We start from the raw sequence: 12,628 nt of genomic DNA, 5'->3' as shown, positions 1-12,628 counted from the left end.
CGCAGGTCTCAGAGCGCCGCCGACCACCGGTGCTCGACGACCTCGCGCGGGCCCGCGGCGAGCGTGCGCTGCGTGCCGTCCGGCCCGAGCCCGGCACCGCCGAGGAACTGCTCGCGCGCCGCGTCGCCGTCGAGGACCCAGGTCGTGACCTCCTGGGCACCGTCCTGCCTCAGCCGGTCGACCGCCGCGGACAGGAGCCGCGAGCCGTGCCCGCCGCGGCGGGCGTCCGGGTGGACCTCCAGCGACATCAGCTGCCCCGGGGTGACGGCAGCGAAACCGACGATCCGGGCGGCGTCGAGGGCTACCAGGACGGCGAACCCGGGTCCCGGAGGGCTGGTGATCGCGCCCTGCCAGCTCTCGCGCATCCGGTCCACGTCGAGCATCCCGATCACGTCGTCGCCGAGCGTGTCGCCGTGGGTGTCGCGCCAGGCGGCGACCTGGATGTCTGTCACCGGAGCGGCGTCCGTCGCGATCGCCGGGCGGACCGAGACGTCTGCGGTCTCGCTGAAGAGTGCCATGCGCGCGACCCTACCCGCCGCGCACGCTGCCGAGCGGGCCGCCGACCGGTCGCGTGCCTCAGCCGATCCCGAGGGCGCGGAGCCCGGCCGCGGTGGCCGCGGCGAGGACGACCACCACGATGAACGGTGCCCGGAGAGCGAGCGCGACCGCGGCGACGCCCAGCGCCGGGACCCGCGCGTCGAGGGCGAGCGCCTGCCCGTCGGCGAGCGTCTGCACGACGACGAGGGCGGCCAGGAGGGCGGCGGTCACGAGACCGGCGGTGCGCGAGACGCGCTCGGACGCGATCCAGTGCTGCGGCACGTAGTGGCCGGCCAGCTTGATCGCCAGGCACAGCAGCGACGCCGCGACGACCGTGAACCAGAGCGCTGCCTCGCTCATCACGCTGCACCGCCTTCCGTCGCCGCGGACGGCGGGGGACCGCCGGGCAGGACCTGAGCGGCCACGACCGCGACGGCCGCGGCCGCGAGCACCGGCACCCCGGGCGGAGCGAGGGGCACCAGGACCGCCGCGACGACCACGGCGAGCAGCACGACGACCCGCGCCGTCCGGGTGCCGAGGCGGGGCCAGAGCAGCCCGAGGAACGCCGCGGCCGCCGCCGCGTCGAGGCCCCAGGCGCGCGGGTCCCCGAGCAGGTCCCCGGCGAGGGCACCGGCCAGCACCATGGCGTTCCAGAGGACGAAGACGCCCACGCCCGTCCACCAGAACCCGGCGCGCGCCGCGGCGCGGCTCGGTTGGGCCGTCGCCACCGCCGTCGACTCGTCGATCGTCAGGTGGGCGGCGAGGGCGCGGCGCCACCCGTGCAGCGCGAGCAGCGGACCGAGCTGGATCCCGTACAGGGCGTTGCGGACGCCGAGGAACCCGGCCGTGACGATCGCGGACAGGGCGCGCCGCCGGCGCCCACGACGCCCACCAGCGCGAACTGCGAGCCGCCCGAGAACATCAGCAGGGACAGGACCGTCGTCTGCGCGAGCGACAGCCCGGCGACGGTTGACAGGGCCCCGAACGAGACGCCGTACAGCCCGGTCGCGACGGACACGGAGATCGCTTGTCGGACGGCGGCCCGCACCTGGGCGTCCTGGTCACCGGGGACGTCCGTGGCCCCCAGCACGAGAGCGGGGTCGCTCACGTCCCCGGAGCCCGGGGCCGCGGGGCGCGACCCGAGGTCGCCGACGTCGTCCTGCACCGGACCAGGGTAGACGGGCGTAGCGGGGGACCGGCTCGCGGCGGTGGTTCGTCGCACGGTGACGGGACCCGGCACGGTACTTTGGTCCCATGCCTGCTCCCGCCGTACCTGCGCGCCCGTTCGGAGCCGTCCTCACCGCGATGGTGACCCCGATGACGGACGCGGGGGAGGTCGATCTCGAGGCTGCTGCCCGGGTCGCGACCTACCTCGTCGACCACGGGAACGACGGGCTGGTGATCAGCGGCACCACGGGGGAGTCGCCGACGACCCACGCGCCCGAGAAGGGCGACCTGCTGCGAGTCGTCGTGGACGCCGTCGGTGACCGCGCCACGGTCGTCGCCGGGGCGTGCTCGCCCGACACGTCGCACGCCGTCCGGATGGCCGTCCAGGCCGAGGAGGCCGGGGCGGACGGCCTGCTCGTCGTCACGCCCTACTACTCGCGCCCGAGCCAGGACGGCCTGTACCGGCACATCACGACGGTCGCCGACGCGGCGTCGCTGCCGGTGATGGTCTACGACGTCCCTGGTCGAGCCGGCCTGCGCATCGCACCCGAGACCTACGACCGGCTCGCCGCCCACGAGGCCGTCGTGGCCACGAAGGACGCCACGGGCGACGTCGCCTCGGTCGCGGCGATGACCGCGCGGACGGGGCTCGCCTGGTACTGCGGCGACGACTCCCTCTATCTCGCGATGCTCGCCCAGGGCGCCGTCGGCCACGTCGGTGTGGCCAGCCACGCCGTCGGCGACCTCTTCGCAGCACTCACCACCGCGTGGGACGAGGGCGACCACGCGCGCGCCCTCGAGCTCATGCGTCAGATCCTTCCTGTCGCCGACGCCGTCAACGGCGCCGGCGCACAGGCCGTCATGGCTAAGGCAGCGATGCAGGTGCTCGGGGTCACGACCTCGCGCGCGCTTCGCCTGCCCAACGTCGCCGCGAGCGACGCCGACACGGAGGGCGTGCGTGCTGCGCTCGCCGCCGCGGGCGTCCTCGACCCGGAGCGGACTCTCCAGACCTCTCGCTAGAGGTCCGTCGTCCGCCACCACAACACAGGCCAGGAGGCCCCGTGAGCCACCCTCACCCAGAACTGTCCCCACCCCCGCCGCTGCCCGAGGGCGGGCTGCGCATCGTCGCCCTCGGCGGGCTCGGCGAGGTCGGCCGCAACATGGCGGTCCTCGAGCACGCCGGCCGGCTGCTCGTCATCGACTGCGGGGTCCTGTTCCCCGAGGACAACCAGCCCGGCGTCGACCTGATCCTCCCGGACTTCGAGTACATCGCCGACCGGCTCGACGACATCGAGGCGATCGTTCTGACGCACGGGCACGAGGACCACATCGGTGCCGTCCCGTACCTGCTGCGCATGCGCCAGGACATCCCCGTCATCGGGTCGAAGCTCACGCTCGCCTTCATCGAGGCGAAGCTGAAGGAGCACCGGATCCGTCCGGTCACCCTCGAGGTGAAGGAGGGCGGCACCGAGCAGCTCGGGGTCTTCGGGCTCGAGTTCGTCGCCGTCAACCACTCGATCCCCGACGCTCTCGCCGTCGCCGTCACCACCGCCGCCGGCACCGTGCTGCACACCGGTGACTTCAAGATGGACCAGCTGCCGCTCGACGGCCGCATCACCGACCTGCGGGCGTTCGGCAAGCTCGGCGAGAAGGGCGTCGACCTGCTGATGGTCGACTCCACCAACGCCGAGGTCCCCGGGTTCGTGACCCCCGAGGTCGAGATCGGGCCCGTGCTCGACCAGACCTTCGGGCAGAGCGACAAGCGGATCATCGTGGCGTCGTTCTCGTCCCACGTGCACCGCGTCCAGCAGGTCCTCAACGCCGCGGCGAACCACGGGCGCCGCGTCGCGCTCGTCGGTCGCTCGATGATCCGCAACATGGGGATCGCCGCCGAGCTCGGCTACCTGGACGTCCCGGACGGCGTCCTCATCGACATGAAGAAGGTCGACTCCCTGCCCGACCACGAGGTCGTGCTCATGTGCACGGGCTCGCAGGGCGAGCCCATGGCGGCGCTGAGCCGCATGGCCAACGGCGACCACAAGATCGCCGTCAGCCACGGCGACACCGTGATCCTCGCGTCGTCGCTGATCCCGGGCAACGAGAACGCCGTCTTCCGCATCATCAACGGGCTGATCCGCCTCGGCGCGAAGGTCGTGCACGGCGGCAACGCCAAGGTCCACGTCTCCGGCCACGCCAGCGCAGGCGAGCTCGTGTACTTCTACAACGTCGTCCGGCCGCGCAACGTCATGCCCGTCCACGGCGAGGTCCGTCACCTCGTCGCGAACGCGGGCATCGCCGTCAAGACCGGCGTGCCGGCCGACCGGGTCGTGCTCGCCGAGGACGGCGTCGTCGTCGACCTCGTCGACGGTCGCGCCTCCGTCGTCGGTGCCGTGCCCTGCGGGTACGTCTACGTCGACGGGTCGAGCGTCGGCGAGATCACCGACGCCGAGCTCAAGGACCGGGTGGTCCTCGGGGAGGAGGGCTTCATCTCGATCTTCGCCGTCGTGTCCTCCTCGACGGGGAAGGTCGTCGCCGGGCCGCAGATCCTCGCGCGAGGGTTCGCCGAGGACGACTCCGTCTTCGACGAGATCCAGCCGCAGGTGGTCAAGGCCCTCGAGGACGCGATCGCCGGCGGAGCGACGGACACGCACCGGCTGCAGCAGATCATGCGCCGCGTCGTCGGACGCTGGGTCTCCGGTCGTCTGCGCCGCCGCCCGATGATCGTCCCGGTCGTCGTCGAGGCCTGACCAGGCGGTCCATCGCGCGTCGGCTCCTGCCGGCACACGTAGCTCTCGGTCCCTCGACCGGCCCCGCCAGGGCCCGGTCGGGGGACCGTCGTGCTCCTCGTCGTGCTCCCCGCCGTGCTCCCCGCCGGTCACAGCCGGTCGTCGTGCTGTCCCGTCGATCGTCCGGCGACGCGAGACAGGTGCGCCAGCTGGCGCCGGTGCTCGCCGGCCACCCAGGGGTCGACGAGCCGGGGATCCTGGGCGGACCCGGACCCGGACCCGGCGCCCTCGGCGGACGGGTCACGGGCGGCGCGCTCCAGGTCGGCCAGGTACGACCGGTCGGCGGCGATCAGCGCGTCGATCCCCGCCCTGCCCCGGACCGGGGCGCCGTGCCCCGGCACCACGACACGCACGTCCCACGTCCGGATCCCGCGCTCCAGCGCCGCGAGGCCGTCCCGGTAGTCACCGACCGGGTCCGCTGCATCGAGATCGAGGAGAGGCACCTCGCGGTCGCTCAGCATGTCGCCGGCGAGCAGCACCCGGGCGGCGGGCAGCGCGAGCGCGACGTGGCCCGGCGCGTGGGCCCGGTGCTCGATCACGATCGCTCGGGGACCGTCCCACGGCACCTGGGCGTGGTCGCCACGTCCGGCACGGGGAGCGCGGTGAGGTGCCCCGTGAGCGAGTGGTCGTGCCCGGGAGCAGCCGCGTCGGCCTCGGTCTCGTTGTGCTCGCGGGACCTGCGGGCGGCGGCGACCGTGGCCGGTGACGCCCAGCGGGGCGCCCCGCCGAGCAGCGCACGCCACAGGACGTGGTCCCAGTGGTGGTGGGTCGAGAGGCCGGCGGCGACGCGCCACCCGCGATCGTCGATCGTCCTGGCGAGCCCGTCGATCTCGTCGGCGGTGATGCCGGGATCTACGACCAGGCAGGAGCCGTCCGTCGCGACGACGACGGTGCACAGGCTCGACCAGATCTCGGCGGTCGCGACATGGACGCCGGGCGCGACCTCGTCCAGGTCCCGACCGGGCGCGGGGCTCTCGTGCTCGGACGCAGCGGTCTGCATGGGCTCACGCTGGCCCCGTCGTGGCGCGAGGGCAACCGCGGCCTGCCGCGCCGTCCTCGGTCCGGCGCGCTCCGACACGACCTCAACACGAGGTCGAGGGTCCCGCGGCCCCGCGACCCGCGCAGGTACCGTGTCAGCACTATGTCGTCCTTCCGCGCCTCGAACTCGGCATCCTCGAAGTCCTCACGCGCCCGCAGCGACGGGCGTGCGGCGTCGTCGAGCACCCGCGCGACGACGTCCCGCATGGGCGCGACGGCAGGGACCCGCGCCGCGCCGGCCAAGGGCAGGAGCGCGACCGGTGGGACGTCGTCCGGCACCCGACGGATCGCGGACAAGAACAGCGGGCGAGCCACGGGGACCCAGGCCACGAAGGGCACGACCAAGCGGACCCCGGCGACCAAGGGCGCGCGGGCGAGGTCCGCGCCGGCCCCGCGGCCCAAGCCGTGGCCGGTCCGCGCGATCTCCGGGATCTGGCTCGGGACCGCGCACGCCGTGGGCGGCACGACCCGCGCCATCGGGCAGGGTGCCCGCGACCTCGACCCGGCGCACCGCAGGGACGGGCTCGCGTTCTTCCTCCTCGCGATCGCCGTGGTCGTCGCGGCGCGCGAGTGGTGGGGCGTCTCGGGCGCGTTCGGTGACGGGGTGCACGCGGTGGTCGCCGGGACCTTCGGGGTGGTCGGCGTCGCGGTGCCCGTGCTGCTGCTGTGGATCGCGGTGCGGGTCATGCGGCACCCGGAGCGGAGCCAGTCCACCTCGCGGGTCGCGATCGGGCTCGGGTTCCTCGTCGTGTCCGTGTGCGGCCTCGTGCACGTCTCGGCGGGAGTCCCGTCGCCGACCGACGGGTTCGGGCCCGTCCAGGACGCCGGCGGCGTGATCGGCTACCTCGTGGCGACCCCGCTCGTCGCCGGCCTCACGGCGTGGTTCGCCGTCCCGATCCTGCTGCTCATCGGCTTCTTCGGCGTCCTCGTCGTCACCGCCACGCCGGTCAACGCGATCCCCGAGCGTCTGCGCGGCCTCTACCGGCGGCTGACCGGGCACCCTGCGGAGCCCGTGACCGACGACGACGGGCTCGAGCTCGCCGAAGGCGTCTCGCGTCACGACGAGGGTGACGGCGACGCGCCGACCACCCCGAAGCGGCGCCGAGGTCGCCGATCGAAGGCGGAACGTGCGGCAGACCGTGCCGGTGCCCCCGCCGAGGTGGACTGGGAGGGCCGCTACTCCGGCGACGAAGCCTTCGAGAAGGCCGCCATGGTCGACCACGAGGACGCGGGCGGACCGGTCGACGACGCGGCCGGCGGAGCCCCGGGCGACCTCGCGGTCGACGGACCTCCGGCCGAGCGCGCGACGGCAGGACCGGACGAGTCCACGACCGAGATCGCCGTCGACTCGGTGGCCGCAGCCGCGGCGACCAGCGAGGCGCTCGTCGGTGACGGTGCGCCGGAGCACCGACCCGTGCCCCAGGGCGTGCAGGGCATGCTGGAGGGCGACATCGTCTACCTCCTGCCCAACGAGGACTCGCTCGTCAAGGGAGCACCCCACAAGTCCCGCTCCGCGGCGAACGACCGGGTCGTGGAGTCGTTGACCCGCGTCTTCACCCAGTTCTCCATCGACGCGAAGGTCAGCGGCTTCACGCGCGGACCGACGGTCACGCGGTACGAGGTCGAGGTCGGCCCGGCCGTCAAGGTCGAGCGCATCACCTCGCTGTCGAAGAACATCGCCTACGCCGTGGCGAGCGCCGACGTGCGCATCCTGTCGCCGATCCCCGGCAAGTCCGCGATCGGCATCGAGATCCCGAACACGGACCGCGAGACGGTCGTCCTCGGTGACGTCCTGCGGTCGTCGGCGGCCCGCCGGACCGAGCACCCCCTCGTCATGGGCGTGGGCAAGGACGTCGAGGGCGGCTACGTGGTGGCCAACCTGGCGAAGATGCCGCACCTGCTCGTCGCCGGTGCCACCGGAGCCGGCAAGTCGGGCTTCATCAACTCGATGATCACGTCGATCCTCATGCGCTCGACGCCGGAGCAGGTCCGACTCGTCCTCGTCGACCCCAAGCGCGTCGAGCTGACGATCTACGAGGGGATCCCGCACCTCATCACCCCGATCATCACGAGCCCGAAGAAGGCGGCCGAGGCGCTCGAGTGGGTCGTGCGCGAGATGGACGCCCGCTACGACGACCTCGCGATGTTCGGGTACAAGCACATCGACGACTTCAACGCGGCCGTCCGGGCGGGCAAGGTCCAGCCGCTGCCGGGCTCGGAGCGCAAGATCGCGCCCTACCCCTACCTTCTCGTGGTGGTGGACGAGCTGGCCGACCTGATGATGGTGGCCCCGCGCGACGTCGAGGCGTCGATCCAGCGGATCACGCAGCTCGCCCGCGCCGCCGGGATCCACCTGGTGCTTGCCACCCAGCGACCCTCCGTCGACGTGGTGACGGGCCTCATCAAGGCGAACGTGCCCTCGCGGCTGGCGTTCGCGACGTCGTCCCTCGCGGACTCCCGCGTCGTCCTCGACCAGCCCGGCGCCGAGAAGCTGATCGGGCAGGGCGACGCGCTGTTCCTGCCCATGGGTGCCGCCAAGCCGATGCGCGTCCAGGGCGCCTGGGTCACGGAGCGCGAGGTCCACAGCGTCGTCGAGCACGTGAAGGCGCAGCTCAAGCCCGTCTACCGCGAGGACGTCGCGCAGGTCGCGCCGAAGAAGCAGGTCGACGAGGACATCGGCGACGACCTCGACCTGCTGCTGCAGGCCGCGGAGCTCATCGTCACCAGCCAGTTCGGCTCGACGTCGATGCTCCAGCGCAAGCTCCGCGTCGGCTTCGCCAAGGCCGGGCGGCTCATGGACCTGCTCGAGTCGCGCGAGGTCGTCGGGCCCTCCGAGGGGTCCAAGGCGCGTGACGTGCTGATCCAGCCGGACGACCTGCCCGCGACGCTGGCGATGCTGCGCGGGGAGCCAGGCCCGGCAGCGTACGACCAGGACGCCGAGCCGGACGAGGACTGACGCGGGTCACCGACCCGACGACGGCCGACGACGCGCCTCACCGACCCGGACGGCGACCGACGCGGGTCTGCGAACCACGACCGACGTGAGTCACGGACCCGCGCACCGTCCGCTGCTGATCTGCTCGGGCCCTGGGCCCTGGGCCCTGGGCCCTGGGCCTTGGGCCTCGGGCTCTGGGCCAAGGGCCAACGGCCCAGAGCTCGTCGTCAGCCGTCGGTCGAGCGCGTGACGACAGACGGTTCCGGTCCCGTGGGGGTCGGGGCCTGTGAGCGCTCGGGCGCGTCCTCGCCCACGGCGCCCTCGACCAGGCCCAGACGGGTCTCGAGCTCGTCCTGGCTCAGCGTCCCGACCCCGGAGGTGTCGTCCACCACGTCCTCGATGACGTGGACGGCATGACCGTCGGCGCGGTCCACCGTCACGGCCGACCACTCTGCGCCCGTCACGTGTGCGGGGCCCTCGGGCTCCTGCACCACGGTCGCGGTCAGCACGACGCCGCTGCTCGTCTCGGCGACGCAGCACTCGACGCTCTGGTTGGACACGAAGTTCCCGAGGCCGTACGCGACCCACATGCCGGCGTCGTCCGGCCCGCCGTCGAGTCGGGTGATCTCCTGCGGGACGTGCGCGTGGTGCCCGATGAGCAGGTCGACCTCGCCGGACTCGGCGAGCGCGGTGCTGACCGTGACCTGCTGGTCGGTCAGCTGGGTGGTGTACTCAGTGCCTGCGTGCATGCTCACGACGACGAGATCGGCGCCGTCGGCCCGGGCCGCCGTGGCCTGCTCGACGAGCCGGTCGGCGTCGATGAGGTCCACGGCCCACGGCTGGTCGGCCGGGAGCGGGATGCCGTTGGTGCTGAACGTGGCCGACAGGTGCGCGACAGTGATCGTCCGGTCGGCCCGCTCCAGCTCGTACAGCTGCGGGGAGAGCGCCTCGGCCTCCGTGCGGCCCGTGCCGACGTGGCCGAGCCCCGCGGCGTCGAACGCGTCCAGCGTGGTGGTCACGCCGTCCCACCCGCGGTCGAGCGAGTGGTTCGAGGCGGTCGAGCAGCCGTCCCACCCCTGCTCCGCGAGATCCGTGACGAGCTCGGGTGGCGCGCCGAACATCGGGTACCCGCTCGGCTTCTCGCCCTCGGGCGACACCGGGACCTCCATGTGGCACAGCGCAAGGTCCGCTCCCGAGGCCCAGTCGTCGAAGCCGGACAGCAGGTCCGAGAAGTCGTAGGTCCCGTCGGGCAGCAACGCCGAACGGTCGACGTGCGCGTGCGGCAGCACGTCGCCGGCCGCGAGGATCGTGAACTCGGCGGGCTCCGGCGTCGGTTCGGGCTCCGGCGCGGGCGCCGGTTCCTTGTCCGTCGTGACCCCGTCGATGCCGGCCTGGGACGTGGTGCCGGACGCACCGGACGTGCCGCCGGACCCGCCGTCTCCGCTCATCACCGTGCAGCCGACGACGCCGCCGAGCACGACACCGAGGGTCGCGGCGGCGAGGAGGGGACGGGTGTAGGTGCGTCCCGGGCCGCGTCGCCCGAGAGTCGCGTGTCTGGTCACGGCGTAAGAGTACGCGCGGCGCGCCCGACGAGTGGTCGCGGGACGCTGCCCGGACCGACGTCCCGCGCGCATAGGGTGGGGCCGTGGTCTCCTTCAGGTCGGAATGGAATGCAGCCAACGCGGTCACGACCGCGCGCATCGCGATGGTGCCCTTCTTCGCGTGGGCGCTCCTCGCGGACGGCGGGGAGAGCATCACCTGGCGCTGGGTGGCGACCGCCATCTTCGTGGTCGCGGCGTCCACCGACCGGGTGGACGGCTGGCTGGCCCGTCGCTCCGGTCAGGTGACGGACCTGGGGAAGCTGCTGGACCCGATCGCCGACAAGCTGCTCGTGGGCGCAGCGCTGCTGATCCTGTCGTGGCTCGGTGACCTGTGGTGGTGGGTCACCGCCGTCATCCTCGTGCGCGAGCTCGGGATCACGCTGATGCGTTTCGCCGTCCTCCGGTACGCCGTGATGCCGGCCTCGCGCGGAGGAAAGCTCAAGACCGTCCTGCAGTCCGTCGCGATCTCCCTCTTCCTGCTCCCGCTGTTCGCGCTGCCGACATGGATCGCGGTGCTCGCGTACTGCGTGATGGGTGCTGCGGTGCTGGTGACGGTGGCGACCGGGATCGAGTACGCGATCCAGGGGGCGCGCGTCGCGCGTGCCGGACGCCGGGGCGCCGCCGGGCGCACGGGCGCCGTCGACGCGACGGGCTCGTCCGGTACGCCGTGACGCCACCGGCGGACCCGCCAGGAGCGGTGGGCGCGGACGACGGCCCGTCCGCGACGACGCTCGCCGAGCGTGTCGTCGATCGCCTGGCGCGGGCCGGGCTGACGCTCGCGGTCGCCGAGTCCCTCACCGGCGGCGCGCTCGCGGCAGCCGTGGTCGACGTGCCCGGGGCCTCACGGGTGCTGCGCGGCGGTGTCGTCGCATACGCGACCGATCTGAAGTCGAGCCTGCTCGGGGTCGATCGCGGGCTCCTCGCGCGTCGCGGTCCCGTCGACCGGGACGTCGCGCTGGCCATGGCGCACGGTGTGCGCCGTTCCCTGGGTGCGGACGTCGGGGTCGCGACGACCGGGGTCGCGGGGCCGGACCCGCAGGACGGGGTCGAGCCCGGGATCGTCCATCTCGCGCTCGACGCGCCCTGGGGCTCGCACCACGAGCTCGTCCACCTCGTCGGCGACCGCGCCGCGGTGCGCCGCTGTGCCGTCGACCGCGCCCTCGAGCTCGTCCTGGGCAGGGTGACCGGGTGAGCAGCCGCTCCGGGAACAAGCGTGGCAGGCGAGGCGTTGGAACAGACGTGATCAGCACCAGAAAGTCCACCCGAGACCTTCACGCGACCGTCGGTGGCGCAGGGTACGGTAGGACGCATCCTTCGGGAAGATCGGACGCGTCGGTCGGGCGAGCTGTCAGCGGCAGCCGACTGCCGGCCGGTCGACCCGGGAGTTCAGCACCACAGCAGGCTGTCGTGACGACAGCCCCGGACACGGGAAGGGAGAGCCAGATGATCGTTCTTCGACGAGAGATCGGTGACGTGCTGCGTGACACGCGTCAGCGCCAGGGCCGGACCCTTCGTGAGGTGTCCTCGGACGCTCGCGTGTCGCTCGGGTACCTGAGCGAGGTCGAGCGTGGTCAGAAGGAGGCATCGTCCGAGCTTCTCGCGTCCATCTGCGAGGCGCTCACGGTGCCGATGTCGATCGTCCTGCGCGAGGTGAGCGACCGGGTCGCCGTCGCCGAGGGCATGATGATCCCGGACACGATCCCCGCGGACTTCGCCGCTCACGACCTCGAGCGGCGGCTCGCTCCTGAAGGGCACCCGCAGCCCGAGGAGCTCACGCCCGTCGGCTGATCCGGTCACCCGACCTGGCAGCCCGGGCACCAGTAGATCGTCCGGTCCTGCGGCGCATCCCCGGCACTGCCCGTCGCGATCGTCGTCCCGCAGCGTCGGCACGAGCGTCCGGCGCGGCCGTAGACATCTGACGTGCGCGCGTCCAACCCGCGGTCTGCGCTGAGCAGCATGGCTGCCCGACCTGCGAGGAGCACCCCTCGCAGGTCGGCCACGGCGCCGACGGGCGTCCAGGGCGAGGTTCGCCCGGCCCACAGGCTCTCAGCCGTGTAGATCGTGCCGAACCCGGCCACGCACCGCTGGTCGAGGAGGGCCGCGGCCACCGGACGAGCGCCGTCCGCTCCGAGTCGTCTTGTCGCCTCCACGACCCCGGACCCCGGGAAGTCGGCGGCCAGGACGTCCGGCCCCAGATGGCCGACCAGAACGTTCTCGTCGCGCGTCCGCACGACGTCGAGCATCCCAAGCCGGGTCCCCGTGCACGTCCACAGGTCGTTCGCGAGCACCGCCCGTACCCAGGGTCCACGGGCGCGGGACGCCGCGGCGCCGGTGCGTGCGACGCTCCAGGTGCCGTCCATCCTCAGGTGCGAGTGGACCGTCCTGCCGTCGTCGATCCGGGTGAGCAGGTGCTTGCCGACAGAGACGGTCTCGAGGACCGTGCGACCGACGAAGTCCACCCCGCTCGCACCGGGCCAGCGCAGCTCCGCCCGCACGAGCGTCCTCCCGCTGAGCGCAGCGTCGATCCGGACCGCCGTACGCCGCACCACGTCACCCTCGGGCAC

General features: G+C 73.2%; 11 protein-coding genes and 2 pseudogenes. 6 read left to right on the top strand and 7 right to left on the bottom strand.

What is annotated here, in order from left to right; all coding sequences use genetic code 11:
* Window positions 1-8: 8 nt before the first annotated feature.
* The 3 genes and pseudogenes from QUE47_RS15450 to QUE47_RS15440 all read right to left on the bottom strand — a co-directional run bounded on the left by QUE47_RS15450 (window position 9) and on the right by QUE47_RS15440 (window position 1,627).
* A complete protein-coding gene (locus QUE47_RS15450) occupies window positions 9-518 on the bottom strand; it encodes a GNAT family N-acetyltransferase (protein ID WP_286218005.1) in 510 nt (169 codons plus the stop codon).
* Between the two features lie 58 nt (window positions 519-576).
* The gene (locus QUE47_RS15445; protein ID WP_286218004.1) at window positions 577-897 is read right to left on the bottom strand and encodes an AzlD domain-containing protein; all 321 of its coding nucleotides are present in this window, start codon (window positions 895-897) and stop codon (window positions 577-579) included.
* Window positions 897-1,627, bottom strand: a pseudogene (locus QUE47_RS15440) (AzlC family ABC transporter permease). The gene QUE47_RS15445 and the pseudogene QUE47_RS15440 overlap by 1 nt, the downstream one beginning before the upstream one ends.
* 164 nt (window positions 1,628-1,791) lie before the next feature.
* Here QUE47_RS15440 and dapA point away from each other — a divergent pair.
* Both dapA and QUE47_RS15430 read left to right on the top strand, forming a co-directional pair.
* Window positions 1,792-2,724 (top strand): 4-hydroxy-tetrahydrodipicolinate synthase, encoded by a 933-nt coding sequence (gene dapA, locus QUE47_RS15435; RefSeq protein ID WP_286218003.1) that lies wholly within the window; start codon window positions 1,792-1,794, stop codon window positions 2,722-2,724.
* A 41-nt stretch (window positions 2,725-2,765) separates the two neighbouring features.
* A complete protein-coding gene (locus tag QUE47_RS15430; RefSeq protein WP_286218002.1) occupies window positions 2,766-4,451 on the top strand; it encodes a ribonuclease J in 1,686 nt (561 codons plus the stop codon).
* A 128-nt stretch (window positions 4,452-4,579) separates the two neighbouring features.
* On the opposite strand, the gene QUE47_RS15425 is transcribed toward QUE47_RS15430, so the two are convergent.
* Both QUE47_RS15425 and QUE47_RS15420 read right to left on the bottom strand, forming a co-directional pair.
* Window positions 4,580-5,233: an MBL fold metallo-hydrolase gene (locus tag QUE47_RS15425; protein WP_286218001.1), complete on the bottom strand. Its 654-nt coding sequence runs from the start codon at window positions 5,231-5,233 to the stop codon at window positions 4,580-4,582.
* Window positions 5,234-5,289: 56 nt separating this feature from the next.
* Window positions 5,290-5,490, bottom strand: a pseudogene (locus QUE47_RS15420) (hypothetical protein); the annotation flags it as partial.
* Between the two features lie 141 nt (window positions 5,491-5,631).
* Between QUE47_RS15420 and QUE47_RS15415 the strand changes: the two are divergent.
* Window positions 5,632-8,484, top strand: coding sequence for an FtsK/SpoIIIE family DNA translocase (locus QUE47_RS15415; protein ID WP_286218000.1), 2,853 nt, complete (start codon window positions 5,632-5,634; stop codon window positions 8,482-8,484).
* A 206-nt stretch (window positions 8,485-8,690) separates the two neighbouring features.
* Here the strand turns inward: QUE47_RS15415 and QUE47_RS15410 are convergent, their stop codons facing one another.
* The gene (locus QUE47_RS15410; protein ID WP_286217999.1) at window positions 8,691-10,025 is read right to left on the bottom strand and encodes a CapA family protein; all 1,335 of its coding nucleotides are present in this window, start codon (window positions 10,023-10,025) and stop codon (window positions 8,691-8,693) included.
* A gap of 143 nt (window positions 10,026-10,168) precedes the next feature.
* Here QUE47_RS15410 and pgsA point away from each other — a divergent pair, with 143 nt between their 5' ends.
* The 3 genes from pgsA (at window position 10,169) to QUE47_RS15395 (ending at window position 11,852) form a co-directional block, all read left to right on the top strand.
* Window positions 10,169-10,735, top strand: coding sequence for a CDP-diacylglycerol--glycerol-3-phosphate 3-phosphatidyltransferase (gene pgsA / locus QUE47_RS15405; protein WP_286219544.1), 567 nt, complete (start codon window positions 10,169-10,171; stop codon window positions 10,733-10,735).
* Between the two features lie 26 nt (window positions 10,736-10,761).
* On the top strand, window positions 10,762-11,256 hold the full coding sequence (locus tag QUE47_RS15400; protein WP_434019703.1) for a CinA family protein: 495 nt from the start codon (window positions 10,762-10,764) through the stop codon (window positions 11,254-11,256).
* 251 nt (window positions 11,257-11,507) lie between these two features.
* The gene (locus QUE47_RS15395; protein WP_286217998.1) at window positions 11,508-11,852 is read left to right on the top strand and encodes a helix-turn-helix domain-containing protein; all 345 of its coding nucleotides are present in this window, start codon (window positions 11,508-11,510) and stop codon (window positions 11,850-11,852) included.
* A gap of 5 nt (window positions 11,853-11,857) precedes the next feature.
* Here the strand turns inward: QUE47_RS15395 and QUE47_RS15390 are convergent, their stop codons facing one another.
* The gene (locus QUE47_RS15390; RefSeq protein WP_286217997.1) at window positions 11,858-12,628 is read right to left on the bottom strand and encodes a DNA-formamidopyrimidine glycosylase family protein; all 771 of its coding nucleotides are present in this window, start codon (window positions 12,626-12,628) and stop codon (window positions 11,858-11,860) included.

The organism is Paraoerskovia sediminicola, from assembly GCF_030296575.1.
Taxonomy (GTDB): Bacteria; Actinomycetota; Actinomycetes; order Actinomycetales; family Cellulomonadaceae; genus Paraoerskovia; species Paraoerskovia sediminicola.
The sequence above is the reverse complement of the archived record's forward strand: the minus strand, read 5'-3'. Positions and strand labels throughout refer to the sequence as shown.